Source organism: Microbacterium hydrocarbonoxydans, from assembly GCF_023715885.1.
In the GTDB taxonomy this organism is placed as follows: Bacteria; Actinomycetota; Actinomycetes; order Actinomycetales; family Microbacteriaceae; genus Microbacterium; species Microbacterium hydrocarbonoxydans_C.
The window spans coordinates 24,120-42,462 of record NZ_JAMBOY010000002.1 but is presented as its reverse complement, the minus strand read 5'-3'; the positions used below and the strand labels follow the sequence as shown (position 1 = coordinate 42,462).

Below are 18,343 nucleotides of genomic sequence, written 5' to 3'. Positions count from 1 at the left end.
CGACGGTCAGTGCAGGAACGCGAGCAGGGCGGCGACTCCGATGAAGAGCAGCCCGAAAACCGTGTTCAGCGTGCGCTGCCCGCGGGGCGAGCGGGTGAAGCGACGGAACGGTCGAGCGGCGGCTGCGAAGAAGCCCCACATGACGAGGATGTCGACCACGATCACCGTCGAGACGAGAACGAGGTACTGCGGCAGCTGCGGCTCGTCGAGGCGGATGAACTGCGGGATGAACGCCAGGAAGAAGACGATCGCCTTGGGGTTGAGGAGGTTCACCCAGAAACCCCGGCGGATCATCGACCAGTGCCCCTCGCGGGAAGCCGCGCCCTGCGCATCGATGTCTGCGGCGGCCGAGGGACGCGTCAGGATCAGCCGAACGCCCAGATAGACCAGGTAGGCCGCGCCGGCGTAGCGGATCACTGTGAACAGGGTCTCGGACCGCGAGACCAGGAGCCCCACCCCGGCAGCGACGATCACGACGTGCACGACGAGGGCGAGCTGTTGGCCGACGATGCCCCAGATCGAACGCATCCACCCCTGGTTCAGGGCGTTCGACATCGTGTTGATGGCGCCCGCCCCCGGAGTGAAGCTGATCACCACGCAGGCGAGGAGGAGCGAGAACCAGACTGCCGGCGACACCCCGCAAGTCTAGGGCCGCCGACCCGCACCCTCCGGCCTGTGCGCGACCACCGCGTCGGGCGACAGATCGAGTCGCCGCAGCAGTTGGGCGTTGAGGGCGACCAGGACGGTCGACAGCGACATCAGGATCGCGCCGACGGACATCGGGAGCACGAACCCGATCGGTGCGAGGATTCCTGCGGCCAGCGGCACGGACACGAGGTTGTACCCCGCGGCCCACCAGAGGTTCTGGGTCATCTTCCGGTACCCGGCTCGGGAGAGCTCGATCACCGAGATGACGGTGCGCGGGTCGTCCGACGCCAGGATGACGCCGGCCGACGCGACCGCCACGTCCGTACCCGCTCCGATCGCAAGGCCGACGTCGGCTTGAGCGAGTGCCGGCGCGTCATTGACGCCGTCCCCGACCATGGCGACACGACGCCCTTCCGACTGCAGTTCGCGGACCGTGGAGGCCTTGTCCTCCGGACGCACGCCCGCGAACACCCGTCGGATGCCGAGATCGGCGGCCACGTGCTGCGCAACGGACTCGGCGTCGCCCGTGATCATCACGACGTCGATGCCGCGCTCCTGGAGCGCTGAGACGGCGACGGTCGAGTCCGGGCGGACAGCGTCGGCGAGCCGCAGCGCACCGGCCACACGGTGGTCGATCACGACATGCAGGATGATCGCGCCCTCGGAGCGCCATGCATCCGCGGCCGGGAGCTCGGACAGTCCTTCGCCAGCGAGCAGACGCGGTCCGCCCACGGCTACGTGTTGGCCGTCGACGGTGGCGGTCACGCCGAGGGCAGGGGATGAGTGGAAGCCGGACGCGGACGGAATGGAGAGTCCACGCGCCTCCGCGGCGGCGACGATGGCGGTGGCCAGCGGGTGCTCGGAGTCGATCTCCGCGGCGGCGGCAGCGGCGAGCACCTCGTCTTCGACGAAGCCGGTCGCGGCGCTGACAGCGGTGACCTCGGGCTCTCCCGCGGTGAGCGTGCCGGTCTTGTCGAACAGCACGGTGTCGACGGTGCGCATCGTCTCGAGAGCGAGCCGGTCCTTCACGAGGACCCCGGCCCTCGCCGCACGCTCGGTCGCGATCGAGACCACGAGGGGGATCGCGAGTCCCAGAGCGTGCGGGCAGGCGATCACGAGAACTGTGATCGTGCGCACCACAGCCTCGTCGGGAAAGCCCACGATCGACCAGGCCGCGGCGGTGATGACGGCGGCGCCCAGCGCGAACCAGAACAGCCAGGCGGCCGCTCTGTCTGCGATGCGCTGCGCTCTCGACGATGATGCCTGGGCGTCGGACACCAGCTTCTGGATGCCGGCCAGTGTCGTGTCCGCGCCGACGGCGGTGACCTCGACCCGGATGCCGGAGTCCGTGGCGACGGTGCCCGCCACGACGGCGTCACCCGTACCGCGATCGACCGTCTTCGATTCCCCGGTGATCATCGATTCGTCGACGCTCGCAGAGCCCTGGGTGACGCGCCCGTCAGCCGGTATGCGTCCGCCGGGGCGGACCACGACGACATCGCCCGCCCGCAGTTCGCTGGGCGACACGACGACGATGGTCTCACCGTCGACGCGCTCGGCCTCGTCGGGCAGCAACGCCGCGAGCGAGTCGAGGGCCGATGTGGTCTGCGCGAGGGACCGCATCTCGATCCAGTGCCCGAGCAGCATGATGACGATCAGGAGGGCGAGCTCCCACCAGAACTCGAGCTCGTGGTGGAGGACACCGAGGCTGGCGCCCCATGACGCGGCGAACGCGACGGTGATCGCGAGGCCGATCAGGAGCATCATTCCCGGTCGCCGCGAACGCAGTTCTGCGACGGCGCCGGTGAGGAAGGGAGCGCCGCCCCAGACGTACATCGCCGATCCCAGCACGGGGGATACCCAGCGAGCCCAGGATGGGACGTCGTAGCCGAGGATCATCGCGAACATCGGCGAGGTCGCGACGACGGGGACCGCGATCACGAGCATCAGCCAGAACAGACGGCGGAAGCGCTCTGTATGTCCGGCGTGGTCGTGGTGCCCGGCGTGATCGTGGTGATCGGTATGCCGGGTGTCGCCGTGGCCCTGGTCGTGATCGTGAAGATCAGCGTCGGGGTGATCCGCGCGGACGCCACCCGGGGTGTGATCGTGCATCATCAGGAGTCTCCGTTCTTTGCACCGACCACAACAGAATACCCCCAGGGGGTATTCCACCGATAAAGAAAAAGGCCCGGGTCAACGACCCGGGCCTTCGTGGGGTGAGTAACGGGACTCGAACCCGCGACATCCGGCACCACAAGCCAGCGCTCTACCAGCTGAGCTATACCCACCATGTGCCGACCGGAATCGGCAACCAGACGAGTCTATTACATGTTTGGAGTGAACTCCGACACGGTACGACTCGCGATGTCGCGTGCATCGTCGCTGGACGGCCCTGGTTCGTCGACGAAGACCGCTTCCCGGTAGTAGCGGAGTTCGCGGATCGACTCCAGGATGTCGGCGAGTGCGCGATGACCACCGTCTTTCGAAGGCGCCTGGAAGAACACCCGCGGGTACCAACGCCGAGAGAGTTCTTTGATGCTCGACACGTCGACGTTCCGGTAGTGCAGCCACTGGTCGACCTGCGGCATGTACTTCGCGAGGAACATGCGGTCGGTGCCGATCGTGTTGCCCGCGAGTGGAGCCTTCTTCTCGACGGGAGCGAATCGCTTGATGTATGCGAGGGTCTGAGCTTCGGCCTCCGTCAGCGTGACCCCGTGCGGGATCTCCTCGCTCAAGCCGGAGGTCTCGTGCATCTTCGTGACGAAATCGTTCATGTGCGCGAGCGCTTCATCGCTCGGACGGATCACGACCTGGAACCCGGGATCGACCGGTCGGAGCTCGAAGTCGGTGACCACCACCGCGATCTCCACCAGTTCGTCTACGGCGAGATCGAGGCCCGTCATCTCGCAGTCGATCCAGACGAGCCGGTCGTTCTCAGACGCAGATACCATGCCGACATCCTATCGACGGCTCCGACATCGGGGCTTTGGCCCCCCAGGCACGATTCGAACGTGCGACCGGCGACTTAGAAGATCGATGCTCTATCCACTGAGCTACTGGGGGTAGACGTTCAGGATACCGATTCCCGCGAGGGTTTCGTGCCGCCGGGGTCGGTACGGCTGTCATCGACGGCCGTACCCGGACCGGTGCGCTCTCCTCGTGACAGGAGGTGTTCCCGATGTCCGGCTCGCCGGGCCGTTCGCCGACGGTGACAGTTCGCGCACACCACCTCGCACTTGTCGACCTCCGCAAGGATCGACGCCCAAGAGCGCGTCGAGGCCCCGACTGCGCGCGCGATCTCGAATCGCTTCGCAAATCCTGGGAGGTGGTCGAAATCCAGGACCACGGGATCGGATTCGCCGCAGTCTCGGCACGGATGACCGCGGAGGTACTCGATCATGCGCATGAAGTTTCGCTGCCAGTGCCGCGCCTGCATCTCACGCAGCTTGGCTCCCGTGCTCGGCACCTGCGCGTCTTTCAGCCGTTGCGCAGAGCGGCGACGGCGTCGTCGGCACGCCAGAAGTCGCCGACCAGTCGGAACGTACCCGTGGGCAGATGCAGTCGCTCTGCGCGGTATCGCAGTCCTAGGGGATCGGCGAGGATCCGGAGGTGTCCGAGCACACGTCCGCGGTCGTCCAGCACACGCCAGAGATGCGCGGAGGCGCGTACGAGGTGCTCGTGTGGCGAGGACAGGCGGGGCGCTGCGTACGGAACCTCGGGTGCGGTCAAGAGCTGTGTGTCGGACATCGGTAACTCCTCTCTGGTTCGAACATATGATCGACCACCGACATTCCCTCCGCGAGGGTCGCCAGCGGGGGCCTCCGATCTCTTCCGCACGGAGCGAGTGCCTACTCGACCTGTCCACAATCACCGGCGTTGGGCGCGCCAGCGCGGAACGCGGCGATTCCTCCGCGGTGATGCTTGGAGCATCCGGGCGTCCGACCCGGCTCGCGAAGGAGACAGACATGCAGGACACCGTCACGATCATCGGCAACGTCGCCACCGACCCGACACAGGGCCGCACGGCCGGGGGAGTGCCCGTGACCAACTTCCGCCTCGCCAGCACGCATCGGCGCTTCGACGAGGCCACGCAGACGTGGATCGACGTCGGCACGAACTGGTACTCGGTCGCGGCGTTCCGCCATCTCGCCGAGAACGTGAAGGCGTCATTGCGCGCGGGCGACAGTGTGATCGTCACGGGGCGCATGAAGATCCGGGCCTGGGAGAACAACGGCAAACAGGGGACGAGCGTCGACATCGACGCAGACGCGGTGGGGCACGACCTTCGTTGGGGCACCACGGCGTATCGAAAGTCGACTACTCGATCGGATTCTGCCGACCAGGGTCGGCAGTCCGCCGACGCGGACTCCTCAGCGCACATCTTGGCCGATGCGTCCGCGAGCACACGCGACATCGACACACCCTGGGCCGACCCCGCGCTGCCCTCTGTGGACCCAGCGAGCGGTGAGCTGGTCGCCTCCGCATCGGCGGTCGATGCCTGGAGTGCATCGTCCTGAGGGCTCGCAGCGCGTGGCGCAGGGCGTTCATCGCCGCCCCCGTAGACTCGGGGCGTGCTTCGACGACAGGCTTTCAGAACGGCACGCGCTGCTGCTCTCCTTTCCGTCGCGTTCGGTGCGACGCTCATGTTGTCCGCGTGCGGGCCGCAGAGCGAGCCCACCCCTTCGCCGAGCGCGACGGAGACGAGCGCCGAGCCGACGCCGAGCGGCCCCGTGCTCGTGCCTGAGGGCACCGCTGAGGAGAACCTGCCGCTGTTCTCGGCGGTCACCGCGCAGGTCTGGGCGTCCGATCAGCGCGTCGCCGGTCGCGCCTACATCGATGCTCTGATCGCGGCCGGCTTCGACCGAGAGGCCATGCAAGTGACCGAAGACGTCTCGACGGTGGGGAACCCCGCGGAGAGCTTGCAGTTCTCGGTCAGGTGGGGCGAGACCGAGTGCCTCGTCGGACAGGTCGGGCCCTCGACCGGGGAACCCGTCACAGCAGTGCTGCCGCAGCTCGCCGAGGGGCGTTGCCTGATCGGCAGCACTCGACCGATCGACTGGTGATCGCGCGGGCGCAGTACGGGTCCCCCGGAAGCCGATTCGTCGCCGAGCGCCGCGCTCGTCGGCCCGACGGGAGAGGGGCCGGTAGGCTGGAGTGTCGAACTTCGACGCCAACAGAAGGAGCGGTTTTCGGTGGCTGAGTACATCTACTCGATGGTCCGTGCACGCAAGGCGGTGGGTGAGAAGCTCATCCTCGACGACGTCACGATGTCGTTCCTGCCCGGTGCGAAGATCGGCATGGTCGGCCCGAACGGCGCCGGTAAGTCCACGATCCTCAAGATCATGGCGGGTCTCGACACGCCGTCGAACGGAGAAGCGAAGCTCACGCCCGGCTTCTCGGTCGGCATTCTGATGCAGGAGCCGGAGCTTGACGAGTCCAAGACCGTCCTGGAGAACATCCAGGACGGCATCGCGATCAAGGCGAAGCTCGACCGGTTCAACGAGATCTCGGCCCTCATGGCCGACCCGGACGCCGACTTCGACTCGCTGCTCGCCGAGATGGGGACGCTCCAGGAGGAGATCGACGCCGCCGACGGCTGGGACCTCGACTCCCAGCTCGAGCAGGCCATGGACGCTCTCCGCACCCCGCCGGGAGACGCCGCGATCGCGCCGCTCTCCGGTGGTGAGAAGCGACGCGTCGCCCTCGCCAAGCTGCTCCTGCAGAAGCCCGACCTGCTGCTGCTCGACGAGCCCACGAACCACCTCGACGCCGAGAGCGTGCTGTGGCTCGAGCAGCACCTCCAGTCGTACAAGGGCGCGGTCATCGCGATCACCCACGACCGGTACTTCCTCGACCACGTCGCCGAGTGGATCGCCGAGGTCGACCGCGGCCGGCTGATCGGCTACGAGGGCAACTACTCGACGTACCTGGAGAAGAAGGGCGAGCGCCTCGAGATCCAGGGCAAGAAGGACGCGAAGCTCGCCAAGCGCCTCAAAGAGGAGCTCGAGTGGGTCCGCTCCAGTGCGAAGGGGCGCCAGACCAAGTCGAAGGCGCGTCTGGCTCGCTACGAGGAGATGGCAGCGGAGGCCGAGCGGACCAGGAAGCTCGACTTCGAAGAGATCCAGATCCCGGCCGGTCCGCGCCTCGGCAACGTCGTCATCGAGGCGAAGAAGCTGCAGAAGGGTTTCGACGGGCGCTCGCTCATCGACGGCCTGAGCTTCAGCCTTCCGCCGAACGGCATCGTCGGAGTGATCGGGCCGAACGGCGTCGGAAAGACGACGCTCTTCAAGACGATCGTCGGCCTCGAGCCCCTCGACGGCGGCGACCTGAAGATCGGCGAGACGGTCAAGATCAGCTACGTCGACCAGTCGCGCGCGAACATCGACCCCGACAAGACGCTCTGGGAGGTCGTGTCGGACGGACTCGACTTCATCACCGTCGGCAAGACCGAGATCCCGTCTCGCGCGTACGTGTCGAAGTTCGGCTTCAAGGGACCCGACCAGCAGAAGAAGGCGGGAGTCCTCTCGGGTGGTGAGCGCAACCGACTGAACCTCGCGCTCACGCTCAAGGAGGGCGGCAACCTGCTGCTCCTCGACGAGCCCACCAACGACCTCGACGTCGAGACCCTCAGCTCTCTCGAGAACGCACTGCTCGAATTCCCCGGCTGTGCGGTGGTCATCACCCATGACCGGTGGTTCCTCGACCGGATCGCCACGCACATCCTCGCCTACGAGGGCACCGACGAGAAGCCCGACCAGTGGTACTGGTTCGAGGGCAACTTCGAGGCGTACGAGGAGAACAAGATCGAGCGCCTTGGACCGGATGCCGCAAAGCCGCACCGCTCCACCCACCGCAAGCTCACGCGCGACTGACGCGATGACCGAGCACGAACCTGGGTCCCGCCTGCACATCCCGATCCACCTCCGCTGGGGGGACCTGGATGCGTTCAACCACGTCAACAATACCTCGATGCTCAAGCTGCTCGAGGAAGCACGTGTTCGGGCCTTCTGGCGGGCGGGCCCCGGGGAGCAGGCGCCCTCGACGGCGGTGCTCGACTCGGGGATCGATGAGGGCGTGCTCACGCTGATCGCACGGCAGGAGATCGAGTACCTCGCGCCGGTGCCGTACCAGCGACGTCCGCTCGAGGTCCAGATGTGGTTCGGCAAGCTCGGCGGGTCAAGCGTCGAGGTCTGCTACGAAGTCCACAACGACCCGACGGCGGAGCCGCGCACGATCTACGCGCGGTCAACCGCCGTCATCGTGCTCGTCGACGCGGGCTCCGGGCGGCCGACCCGGCTCACCCAGGAGATGCGCGACGCGTGGGAGCCGTTCGTCGGACCGTCGATCGAATACGCCCACCGCTGACCGAGCCGGCACTGCTGGCGGTGCGCCGGGGCGTCACAATCGATCCGGCACCCGCACCATGATCTCCTGAGCGACCGACGCCACCAGCTCGCCGTCGCGGGTGAAGATCCGTCCCTGCGCGAGGCCGCGGCCGCCGCGGGCGTTGGGCGACTCCTGCAGATACAACAGCCACTCGTCGACCCGCGCCGGTCGATGCCACCACATCGCGTGGTCGAGGCTGGCGACCTTGAGGCCGGGGAGCGCCCAATAGACGCCGTGCGCCCGCAGGATCGACTCCTGGATCGTCATGTCGCTCAGATAGGCGAGCGCCGCACGGTGGATGCGGGGATCGTCAGGCAGAGGTGCCCGCATCTTCATCCACACGCCCTGCTCGGGCACCTGCGCGTCATCACCGGGAAGGAACAGCGGGCCCTCGACGTGACGCACGTCGGCCGCACGGTCGCTCAGCATCCGTGAGGTGCCCGGGGGCAGCCCGTCGACGCGCTCCTCGTCGGGCACGAGGGTCTCGGGGTCCGGGACTCCGGACGGCATCGGCGTCGAATGCTCCACGCCGGGTCCCTCGTCCTGAAACGACGCGATCATCGAGAAGATCGGCACGCCGTTCTGATACGCCTGCGAGCGTCGCGTCGAGAACGATCGCCCGTCATGGATGCGGTCCACGGCGATCGTGAGACCCTGACTCGCGTCCCCCGGGCGCAGGAAGTAGCCGTGCATCGAATGCGCTGCCCGGTCCTCCGGCAGAGTGCGCTCCGCGGCGAGAAGACTCTGCGCGAGCACCTGGCCGCCGTAGATCCGGCCGGACGGCATGGGGTGCGAGCGACCCGTGAAGATGTCCTCCGTGGTGCGAGCCCGGGTGTCGTCCAGGTCGAGCACCTCCAGCAACTGCTCGACGGTGCGGATCGCGTGCGAATCGGCGGTCATGGCATCCCTCCCCAGCGGCTGGGGCGTCCGCTGGCCTTGATAGTTTAGAGGTTGTGTCCTCGCAGCTCGTCCTCGCCGATGCCCCGACCACCAAGGACGTCCTGACGTTCGTCGGGCGGGCCGGCCGAATCTCCGACGAAGGCGTCCGTCTGCAGGCCACCGGAGGAGTCCTCGCGCTCTCCGCGGCCGCGCTCGCACCGCAGGGCCTCTTCGATCAGACCCCGACCGTGCTCGGCATGCGCGTGGTCCACGCCGATCCGGAGCTCGTCTGCGACATCGTCGTCGCCTCGCTCACCGCGACCGATGACGAGCGGGTGCTCGATCTTCCGGAGACCGGACTCTCGCCCGCCTGGGCCGGTATCGCTCCACCGCGCGGCGAATGGGAGCGGATCGGGAGCATCGCGGCATCCGTCGTCGCGCAGCGAGCACAGTGGGGCATCAGCGCCGTCGCCCATGGCATGACCGAGGGCGCGGGCGAGGAGGCCGTGCGAGCGCTCCGCGCCGCCATCTGGGGCGAGCTGGAAGGCGACCTGCTCGGTCTCCCGAGAGGAGTCGCCTTCGCCGCCGACGCGTTCGGATTCATCTCCGGCGAGGAGGACGTCGCCGTGATGCGCTCCGGACGCTGGACGCGGCTCGCGTTCCGCCGAGGGCACGTGCTGACGCGCGGACCCGCCGCGATCGGGCTCACAGCGGTGCGCGGCACGGGCACCGCCGACTGAGACGTTGGCTGCGCTGACGTCAGCGCGACGCCGCTCTGCCCGCCTGGCGCCCCGAGAAGAGGCAGCCGCCGAGGAACGTGCCCTCGAGTGCCCGGTATCCGTGCACGCCGCCGCCTCCGAAGCCGCTCGCCTCTCCCGCCGCGAACAGGCCCGGGATCGGAGAGCCGTCCGCGTCGAGGGCCCGACCGTCGAGATCGGTGGTGATCCCGCCCAGCGACTTGCGTGTGAGCACGTGCAGCTTCACCGCGATCATCGGCCCCGCCGCAGGATCCTCGAGACGATGGGGCGCCGCTGTGCGGATGAGACGATCGCCGCGATAGCCGCGCATCGAGCGCAGCATCCCGATCTGCGCATCCTTCGTGAAGTCGTTCTCGATCTCGCGGTCCCGCGCGACGATCTCGCGACGGACTCGATCGAGATCGAGGAGTTCGCCGCCGGGATGCTGCTGCATCTGCTCGAGCAGCGACTCCAGGTCGTTCTCGACGATGAAGTCCTCACCCTCGTCGAGAAACGCCTGCACGGGGCCCGTCGGTCCCTTCGCGAGGCGCGATCGCAGGAGCAGACCGACGTCCTTCCCGGTCAGGTCGGGGTTCTGCTCGCTGCCGGAGAGCGCGAACTCCTTCTCCACGATCTGCCGTGAGGTGATGAACCAGGAGTGATCGTGCCCGGTGCGACGCAGGTGCGCGAGCGTGCCGAGCGTGTCGAACCCGGGGAAGAGGGGAACGGGCAATCGCGAACCGGTCGCGTCGAGCCACAGCGAGGAGGGACCCGGCAGGATCCGGATGCCGTGCGACGGCCACACCGGATCCCAGTTGGTGATCCCCTCGACGTAGTGCCACATGCGATCGCCGTTGATCAGTCGAGCGCCGGCGGCCGCGGTCACGGACTGCATCGATCCGTCCACGTACGCGGGAACGCCCGTGAGCATGTGCTCGGGCGGAGTTCCGAGTCGAGACGGCCAGGAGGCGCGCACGAGGTCGTGGTTTCCACCGATGCCCCCGGAGCTGACGATCGTGGCGCCAGCCGTGATCTCGAAGTCGCCGATCACCTCGCGTGAGGATTCGACCCCCCGCTCGGACGCGCTCGAAACGAGGATGCTGCCGCGTGCTCCCATGACGGCGCCACCTGTCACGGTGAGCTCGGCCACCCGATGACGGGGGAGGACGGTGAGGCGACCGTCGCGCTCGCCCTGCTCGACGGCCGCGGCGAACGGGGCGACGATGCCCGGCCCTGTGCCCCACGTGATGTGAAACCTCGGAACGGAGTTGCCGGGGCCGAGCGCGCCGTATCCGCCTCGCTCCGCCCACCCCACGACCGGGAAGAAGCCGACGCTGCGCTCACGCAGCCAGGCGCGCTTCTCGCCGGCGGCGAACTGCAGGTACGCCTCCGCCCAGCGGCGCGGCCACTCGTCCTCCGGCCGGTCGAAGCCGGCGGTGCCGAACCAGTCCTGCGTGGCCAGGTCGAGAGAGTCGCGGATACCCATCCGCCGCTGCTCGGGGGAGTCGACGAAGAAGAGACCCCCGAACGACCACCACGCCTGCCCGCCGAGGTTCGTGCGCGGCTCCTGGTCGACGACGATGACCCGCTTGCCGGCATCCAGCGCTTCACCGGCTGCGACGAGGCCGGCGAGACCCCATCCGATCACCAGGACGTCTGCGGACAGGGTCTTCGTCGTCATGTGCTCTCCGTTGATTCCTGACGCGATCGGGTCTCGAGCCTGGGGCGGCCGTCGGCAGACGTGCCGATGCCGGAGGGCTCGAATGTGTTCACCATGGCATATGCGGCGCGCTCCAGGTAGTCCCAGAGCGTCGATTCGTGCAGGGGCGACAACTGCGCCTCGTCCACGGCCGTGCGCATATGCCGGAGCCAACGATCGCGCGCGTCGGGGTCGACGTGGAAGGGCATGTGCCGCATCCGCAGTCGAGGGTGGCCCCGCGTCTCGCCGTAGGTGGTCGGACCGCCCCAGTACTGCTCAAGGAACAGCAGCAGCCGCTCCTCGGCCGGACCCAGGTCTTCCTCCGGGTACATCGCCTTGAGCACGGGGTCCAGTGCGACCTCCCGGTAGAACACCGACACGATCTTCGCGAAGGTCTCTCGTCCGCCGACCTCGTCGTAGAAGGTCACTTCTGGGTGCTCCCGTCGTCGTTCTGATGCTTCTTGCGTCGCCAGATCCCGCGATCGGGGATGACCGGAACACCGGTGACCGCATTCGGTCGCGTCTTCGGCGGGTTGGCGCCGCGTACCCGCCTCGCACCGTCGAGACCGGTCGGGACGACGGTCGCCATGCTCGGCAGGGCGATCTCCTTCTCGAGCAGCGCCGCGCGGAGGCGCTTGCGCAGCTCCTGAGCCACGTCGTCCTTCGCGTTGGCGCGCGCCTTGATGACGATCCGCACGACGAGCGCCTCGCCGCCGATCGACTCGAGGCCCCACAGCTCCGGCTTCTCGATGATGCGCGTCCGCCACTTCGGATCCTTCGCGAGGCCCTGGGCGGTCTCCAGCATGACCTGCTCGACCTGATCGAGGTCCGCGTCCAGGGGCACTCCGATGTCGATGATCGCGCGAGCCCAGCCCTGTGACATGTTGCCGATCCTGGTCACCTCGCCGTTGCGGACGTACCAGAGCGTGCCGTTGACGTCGCGCACCTGCGTGATACGGACGCTCACATACTCGACCACGCCGGACGCGAGGCCGAGGTCGACGACGTCTCCGATGCCGATCTGGTCCTCGGCGACGAGGAACATGCCGTTCAGGACGTCCTTGACGATGTTCTGGGCACCGAAGCCGAGACCGGCGCCGACCGCCGCCGTGAGCAGGGTCAGGGATCCCAGCAGGCTGGAGTCGAGGGCGTTGACCACCAGGACGACGGCGATCACGACCAGCATGACGTTGACGATGTTCTGGAGGATCGTGCCGAGGGTGCGGGTGCGCTGCACGAGTCGCATGTCGGCCAGCGGCGAGCGTTCCAGGGCCTGGGTGTCGTCGACCGAGGCCTTGTTCTTCGCGGTGTCGACGATGCGGTGCACGACACGGCGGATGACCACGCGGAGCACGAGGGCTATGAGGACGCACGCGATGATGATGATCGCGACGTGGAGCGCTTTCATACCGACGTCGCCGAGGACGCGCAGGAACTCGGTCCACTCCGGGGAGAGAGCCGGTTCTTCGGGCGGGGCAGTGACTTGCGAGGGCAGGGGAGTCATCCCCTCCAGGGTAGCGAGAAGGCCTCAGCGCGGGCTGGACGCGCCGCGCTGAGGCCTTCGCTCAGGCCGGGTGTCAGTCGTCGGCGTCGCGCGACTGCGCGGCGAGTGCGCGCTCGACGTCGGCGAGGTTCTCCATCACGAGGCGACGCAGAGCGGGTGCCGCGTCCTGATGCTCGGACAGCCAGGCGCGTGTGGCGTCTCGGAGGGCCACGTCGGCGATCGCGGTCGGGAACAGACCAACCACGAGGTACTGCGCGATCTGATACGTCCGCGAGTCCCAGATCGGCACCAGCATGTCGAAGTACGGCTGGACGAACTCGCGGAGCGAGTCGACGCCGGCCGGGTGCACGAACCCGAGCGCGGCGGAGCGGACGATCGTGTTCGGTGCGTCATCGCGCTCGATCAGCGACGACCACGCCGCACGCTTCGAATCGAGGTCGGGAAGCGCGGCTCGAGCCTGTGCGGCGAACTCCGCGCCCTTGGCCGTGTTGTCGGCGGCCAGAGCCGCGTCGATCGCCGCGGCATCCGTCGCACCGACGGTGGCCAGTCCGACCAGCAGCTGCCAGTTGAGGTCGGCATCGATCTCGAGGCCGGGCAGGGTCTCCTCGCCGGAGCGGAGCCGGCCGACGATGCCCGCGTGCTCGGGGGTGACGAGCGAGCCGGCGAACGCGGTCACGAACTGCAGCTGGCTGTCGCTGCCGGACTCTGCCCCTTCGGCGAGGGCCCACAGGCCGTCGGCCACCTTCTGGCGGGCGGCCTCGCGCTGCTCGGGCGCCACGTACAGCGTCGCCGCGGTGCGGAGCTGGGCGAGCGTGGTGCGAACGGTCGTCGACTCGGTCTCGCGACCGATGTTGCCGAGCACGAGGTCGATGTAGTCCGACGCCGCCGTCTCGGCATCCCTCGTCTGGTCCCAGGCCGCACCCCACACGAGCGAGCGCGGAAGCGGCTCGCTGATGTCGGCGAGGTGGGCGATCGCGGTCGCCAGCGAGCGCTCGTCGAGGCGGATCTTCGCGTAGGCGAGATCGTTGTCGTTCAGGAGCACGAGGTCGGGGCGCGTGAGGCCCTGCAGCTCCGGCACCTCGGTGCGGTCGCCGTCGACGTCGACCTCGACGTAGTGCACCCTGACCAGCGCGCCGTCCTGCAGCGAGTAGAACCCGATGCCCAGGCGGTGCGGGCGGATCGTGGGATAGTCGGCCGGCGCCGTCTGCGTCACGGCGAAGCGCGAGATGGTGCCGTCGGAGTCCTCGACGATGAACGGCTCGAGCGTATTGACGCCGGCCGTCTCCAGCCACTTCTTCGACCAGCTGCTCAGCTCACGACCGCTGGTGGCCTCGAGCTCGGTGAGCAGATCGCTCAGCTCGGTGTTGCCCCATGAGTGCTTCTGGAAGTACTGCGAGACACCGGCGAAGAACTGCTCGATGCCGACCCAGGCCGCGAGCTGCTTGAGGACGGATCCGCCCTTCGCGTAGGTGATGCCGTCGAAATTGACCTGCACGTCCTCGAGGTCGTTGATCTCGGCGACGATCGGGTGCGTGGACGGCAGCTGGTCCTGACGGTACGCCCAGGTCTTCTCCATCGCGTTGAACGTCGTCCACGCCTCGGTCCACTCGGTGGCCTCGGCGGTCGCGATGGTCGACGCCCACTCGGCGAACGACTCGTTGAGCCAGAGATCGTTCCACCACTTCATCGTGACGAGGTCGCCGAACCACATGTGGGCGAGCTCGTGCAGGATCGTGACGACGCGGCGCTCCTTGACAGCATCCGTCACCTTGCTGCGGAACACGTAGGTCTCGGTGAAGGTGACGGCGCCCGCGTTCTCCATGGCACCGGCGTTGAACTCGGGGACGAAGAGCTGGTCGTACTTCGCGAACGGGTAGGGGACTCCGAACTTCGACTCGAAGTAGGCGAAGCCCTGGCGGGTCTTGTCGAAGATGTAATCGGCGTCGAGGTGCTGCCACAGACTCTTGCGCCCGTAGACGCCGAGCGGGATCACCCGGCCGGAGGCGCTCGTGAGCTCCGAGAACGTCGACTCGTAGGGGCCGGCGATCAGTGCCGTGATGTACGAGGAGATACGAGGGGTGGGCTCGAAGCCCCAGGTGGCGATCGTGCTGTCGTCGTGCAGGATCGGCTCGGGCGTGGGGGAGTTCGAGACGACCTTCCACGCGGCGGGTGCGGTGACCGTGAACTGGAACGTCGCCTTGAGGTCGGGCTGCTCGAACACGGCGAAGACGCGGCGGGAGTCGGGGACCTCGAACTGCGAGTACAGGTAGACCTCGCCGTCGACCGGATCGACGAAGCGGTGCAGCCCTTCACCGGTGTTCGTGTAGAGGCAGTCGGCGTCGACGACGAGCACGTTCTCGGCCTGCAGACCGGACAGGGCGATGCGCGAGTCGGCGAAGACCTCCTCGGGGTCGAGCTGCTCGCCGTTGAGCGAGATCTCGCGCACCTCGCGCGCGATCAGGTCGATGAAGGTGAAGCTCTCCGGCGTCGCGGTGAAGCGCACCACGCTGCGGGAACCGAAGACCTCGGCGCCCTTGGTGAGGTCGAGCGACACCTCGTACGACTGGGTATCGATGACGTCGCGGCGCTCCTGCGCTTCGATGCGGGTGAGGTTCTCTCCAGGCACAGCTGTACTCCCAGGGGTGAGGGGATGTCACCGCAACCCGGCGCAGTTGGCGCCCACGGCAACCATGACAGCCTACGCCAGCATCCCGGCCTGTCTCACGTCGGAGAGGTGAAAGGATGGAGGGGTGACTGCGATCGAGCCGAACACCGTCCCCTTTGCCTCAGCCGCCGCCGCGAGCGGAGCACCCTTCGTGACCACCCCGGTCGCGTATGACGGCATCCTGCTCGCGGGCTTCGGGGGTCCCGAGGGACAGGACGACGTCATCCCGTTCCTGCGCAACGTCACGCGCGGTCGTGGCATCCCCGACGAGCGCCTCGAGGAGGTCGCGCACCACTACCGTCACTTCGGCGGCGTGAGCCCTATCAACGGCCAGAACCGCATCCTGAAGGAGGCGCTGGAGGGTGAGCTGAAGCGGCGGGGCATCGATCTGCCCGTGTACTGGGGCAACCGGAACTGGAGCCCGTACCTGGAAGAGGTGGTGACCGAGGCTGCGGACGCCGGCCACACCACCCTCCTCGCCTTCGCGACGAGCGCATACAGCTCCTTCTCCAGCTGCCGACAGTACCGCGAGGACTTCGCCAGAGTGCTGCAGAAGACGGGACTCGGCGAGACCGTCACGATCGACAAGATCCGCCCCTTCTACGACCACCCCGGTTTCGTGGAGTCTTTCGAGACGGGCGTGCGCGAAGCCGTCGAGTCGTTCCTCGGTCAGGGCATCGCGGCATCCGACATCCAGATCCTCTTCTCGACCCACAGCATCCCGACGGAGGATGCTCAGCGCTCCGGCGCCCGCGACATCGACTGGGGCGACGGAGGCGCGTACGCGGCGCAGCACCTCGCGGTCGCCGCCTGGGTGATGGACCGGGTGCGCGCCTCCGTCCCCGCAGCTGCCGAGGTCTCGTGGGAGCTCGTGTACCAGTCGCGCTCCGGTCCTGCCTCGCAGCCGTGGCTCGAGCCCGACGTGTGCGACGTGATCGGCGAGCTGTCCTCGCGGGGGCGCCGGGCGGTCGCCGTCGTCCCCGTCGGCTTCATGAGCGATCACATGGAGGTGCTGTGGGACCTCGACACCGAAGCCGCCGAAGCTGCGGAGGAAGCGGGGCTGGCGTTCACCCGGACTCCGACGCCCGGCGTGGCTCCGTCGTTCGTGGCCGGCATCGTCGACCTGATCGAAGAACGCCTCGAAGGGCGCCCCAACGAGCAGCGTCCCCATGTCACGTCGCTCCCCGGCGGGTTCGACGTCTGCCGTCCCGGATGCTGCGAGAACATCCGCGCGGGATTCAAGCCGGCCGCGGCCGGCGTCGCACCGTGATGCCGCGTGTCGGCGCTCGATCCTAGGATGGGAGCCATGCGCATCCACATCGCCACCGATCACGCCGGTCTCGATTTCTCGACGCAGTTGCAGGACCATCTGCGCGCCGCGGGGCACGAGGTCGTCGATCACGGTCCGGTCGAGTACGACGCGCTCGACGACTACCCGGCCTTCTGCATCCGCGCAGCTCAGGCGGTGGTCGCCGACCAGGCAGCCGGCGTCGAGACGCTCGGAGTGGTGTTCGGCGGGTCGGGCAACGGCGAGCAGATCGCCGCGAACAAGGTCGAGGGGGTGCGCGCCGCGCTCGTCTGGAACACCTCGACGGCAGAGCTCGCGCGTCAGCACAACGACGCCAACGTGATCTCGATCGGTGCGCGTCAGCACACCTTCGACGAGGTGACGTCGTTCATCGACACGTTCATCGCCACGCCGTTCTCGGACGAGGAGCGCCACGTGCGTCGCATCGCTCAGATCGCCGACTTCGAGCGCGACGGGTCGCTGCTGCCGGATCCTCGGGCCTGAGATGCCCGAGGGTCACTCCGTCCACCGGATCGCGAGACAGTTCGATCGCAACTTCGTCGGCAAGCCCATGTCGGCGTCGAGCCCCCAGGGCCGGTTCGCCGAGGGCGCCGCGATCCTCGATGGTCGCGAGGCCGTGAGCGTCCAGGCGGTCGGGAAGCAGATGTTCCTCGAGGCCGAGGGCGACGTCTGGCTGCGCGTGCATCTCGGGCTCTACGGCGCGTGGGACTTCGCCGGCGAGATCGTCGTCGACCCGACCATCGCGTCCGCCAACGGCCGGATGGGACAGACCAATCAGCGCGGCACCGTGCTCGACGATCCCATCCTCGACGATGCGGGCGAAAATTCCCTGTCGTCGATCGGCGCTCCGCGTCGCACGCGCGTGCACGTGCGCATGTCGGAGCAGACCAAAGGGCTCGGTGACGAGTCGGACGGGGATCGCGTCGAGTGGCCGCCCCCGGTCGTCGGGCAGGTGCGTCTGCGCCTCATGACCGACATCACGGCCGCAGACCTGCGCGGACCGACCGCCTGCGTGTTGCAGACGCCCGACGAGATGCTGGCGACCATCGCGAAGCTCGGCCCCGACCCGCTCGTCGGCGACCCGGTCGAGAACGAGGAGCGCTTCGTGCGTGCCGTGCGCAAGACGCAGACCGTCATCGCCCTCCTGCTCATGGACCAGTCGGTCGTCAGCGGCATCGGCAACGTCTACCGAGCCGAGATGCTCTTCCGGCAGCGCCTGAATCCGCACACGCCCGGCAAGCAGGTGCCGGAGGATGTCGTGCGCGCACTGTGGCGCGACTGGGTGCGTCTGCTGGCGATCGGCGTCGAGACCGGCCAGATGATGACGATGGACGACCTGTCGCCCGAGGCCTACCGCGCAGCCATGGCGAGTCGCGACGACCGCCATTGGGTCTATCACCGCGCCGGCCTGCCCTGCCGGGTCTGCGGCACCGAGATCGCTCTCGAGGAGATCGGCGCGCGCAAGCTCTACTGGTGTCCTCGCTGCCAGGCGTGACGCGGCGGTCATAGGCTGGGG

The 18,343-nt window shown here is 68.0% G+C and carries 17 protein-coding genes and 2 tRNA genes; 8 read left to right on the top strand and 11 right to left on the bottom strand.

Features of this window, described 5'->3' with window-relative positions; translation table 11 throughout:
* Window positions 1–6: 6 nt before the first annotated feature.
* The 6 genes from M3195_RS04505 to M3195_RS04480 form a co-directional block, all read right to left on the bottom strand.
* The gene (locus M3195_RS04505) at window positions 7–636 is read right to left on the bottom strand and encodes a LysE family transporter (protein ID WP_251585369.1); all 630 of its coding nucleotides are present in this window, start codon (window positions 634–636) and stop codon (window positions 7–9) included.
* A gap of 9 nt (window positions 637–645) precedes the next feature.
* Window positions 646–2,760 (bottom strand): heavy metal translocating P-type ATPase, encoded by a 2,115-nt coding sequence (locus M3195_RS04500; protein WP_374209304.1) that lies wholly within the window; start codon window positions 2,758–2,760, stop codon window positions 646–648.
* Window positions 2,761–2,860: 100 nt separating this feature from the next.
* Window positions 2,861–2,936: transfer RNA gene (locus tag M3195_RS04495), tRNA-His, on the bottom strand.
* Between the two features lie 36 nt (window positions 2,937–2,972).
* On the bottom strand, window positions 2,973–3,599 hold the full coding sequence (orn, locus tag M3195_RS04490) for an oligoribonuclease (RefSeq protein WP_251585368.1): 627 nt from the start codon (window positions 3,597–3,599) through the stop codon (window positions 2,973–2,975).
* A gap of 36 nt (window positions 3,600–3,635) precedes the next feature.
* A tRNA-Arg gene (locus M3195_RS04485) sits at window positions 3,636–3,711 on the bottom strand.
* Between the two features lie 414 nt (window positions 3,712–4,125).
* Window positions 4,126–4,395, bottom strand: a complete 270-nt coding sequence (locus M3195_RS04480; protein WP_251585367.1) for a hypothetical protein — start codon at window positions 4,393–4,395, stop codon at window positions 4,126–4,128.
* Window positions 4,396–4,613: 218 nt separating this feature from the next.
* Here M3195_RS04480 and M3195_RS04475 point away from each other — a divergent pair, with 218 nt between their 5' ends.
* The 4 genes from M3195_RS04475 to M3195_RS04460 all read left to right on the top strand — a co-directional run bounded on the left by M3195_RS04475 (window position 4,614) and on the right by M3195_RS04460 (window position 8,013).
* Window positions 4,614–5,165: a single-stranded DNA-binding protein gene (locus tag M3195_RS04475; protein ID WP_251585366.1), complete on the top strand. Its 552-nt coding sequence runs from the start codon at window positions 4,614–4,616 to the stop codon at window positions 5,163–5,165.
* Between the two features lie 54 nt (window positions 5,166–5,219).
* Window positions 5,220–5,711 (top strand): DUF6993 domain-containing protein, encoded by a 492-nt coding sequence (locus M3195_RS04470; protein ID WP_308211570.1) that lies wholly within the window; start codon window positions 5,220–5,222, stop codon window positions 5,709–5,711.
* A 129-nt stretch (window positions 5,712–5,840) separates the two neighbouring features.
* Window positions 5,841–7,520 carry an energy-dependent translational throttle protein EttA gene (gene ettA, locus M3195_RS04465; RefSeq protein WP_251585365.1) on the top strand — a complete coding sequence of 560 codons (1,680 nt, stop codon included), beginning with the start codon at window positions 5,841–5,843 and terminating at the stop codon, window positions 7,518–7,520.
* Window positions 7,521–7,524: 4 nt separating this feature from the next.
* A complete protein-coding gene (locus M3195_RS04460; RefSeq protein ID WP_251585364.1) occupies window positions 7,525–8,013 on the top strand; it encodes an acyl-CoA thioesterase in 489 nt (162 codons plus the stop codon).
* 33 nt (window positions 8,014–8,046) lie between these two features.
* On the opposite strand, the gene M3195_RS04455 is transcribed toward M3195_RS04460, so the two are convergent.
* Window positions 8,047–8,934: an acyl-CoA thioesterase gene (locus tag M3195_RS04455; protein ID WP_251585363.1), complete on the bottom strand. Its 888-nt coding sequence runs from the start codon at window positions 8,932–8,934 to the stop codon at window positions 8,047–8,049.
* 53 nt (window positions 8,935–8,987) lie between these two features.
* Here M3195_RS04455 and M3195_RS04450 point away from each other — a divergent pair, with 53 nt between their 5' ends.
* A complete protein-coding gene (locus M3195_RS04450; RefSeq protein ID WP_251585362.1) occupies window positions 8,988–9,653 on the top strand; it encodes a hypothetical protein in 666 nt (221 codons plus the stop codon).
* Between the two features lie 19 nt (window positions 9,654–9,672).
* Here M3195_RS04450 and M3195_RS04445 read toward each other — a convergent pair whose 3' ends face one another.
* From M3195_RS04445 to pepN, 4 genes are all read right to left on the bottom strand, one after another.
* Window positions 9,673–11,331, bottom strand: a complete 1,659-nt coding sequence (locus M3195_RS04445) for an FAD-binding dehydrogenase (protein WP_251585361.1) — start codon at window positions 11,329–11,331, stop codon at window positions 9,673–9,675.
* The gene (locus M3195_RS04440; protein WP_251585360.1) at window positions 11,328–11,777 is read right to left on the bottom strand and encodes a globin; all 450 of its coding nucleotides are present in this window, start codon (window positions 11,775–11,777) and stop codon (window positions 11,328–11,330) included. The genes M3195_RS04445 and M3195_RS04440 overlap by 4 nt, the downstream gene beginning before the upstream one ends.
* Window positions 11,774–12,853, bottom strand: coding sequence for a mechanosensitive ion channel family protein (locus M3195_RS04435; RefSeq protein WP_374209303.1), 1,080 nt, complete (start codon window positions 12,851–12,853; stop codon window positions 11,774–11,776). Before M3195_RS04435 ends, M3195_RS04440 begins: the two co-directional genes overlap by 4 nt.
* Before the next feature lie 73 nt (window positions 12,854–12,926).
* Window positions 12,927–15,479 (bottom strand): aminopeptidase N, encoded by a 2,553-nt coding sequence (pepN, locus tag M3195_RS04430; RefSeq protein WP_251585359.1) that lies wholly within the window; start codon window positions 15,477–15,479, stop codon window positions 12,927–12,929.
* A 124-nt stretch (window positions 15,480–15,603) separates the two neighbouring features.
* Here pepN and M3195_RS04425 point away from each other — a divergent pair, with 124 nt between their 5' ends.
* The 3 genes from M3195_RS04425 to M3195_RS04415 are packed head-to-tail and all read left to right on the top strand — an operon-like array spanning window position 15,604 to window position 18,322.
* A complete protein-coding gene (locus tag M3195_RS04425; RefSeq protein ID WP_251585358.1) occupies window positions 15,604–16,788 on the top strand; it encodes a ferrochelatase in 1,185 nt (394 codons plus the stop codon).
* Between the two features lie 36 nt (window positions 16,789–16,824).
* Complete coding sequence (locus M3195_RS04420; RefSeq protein ID WP_251585357.1) at window positions 16,825–17,310, top strand: ribose-5-phosphate isomerase; 486 nt, start codon at window positions 16,825–16,827, stop codon at window positions 17,308–17,310.
* A gap of 1 nt (window position 17,311) precedes the next feature.
* Window positions 17,312–18,322 carry an Fpg/Nei family DNA glycosylase gene (locus tag M3195_RS04415; protein WP_251585356.1) on the top strand — a complete coding sequence of 337 codons (1,011 nt, stop codon included), beginning with the start codon at window positions 17,312–17,314 and terminating at the stop codon, window positions 18,320–18,322.
* Window positions 18,323–18,343 lie beyond the last annotated feature (21 nt).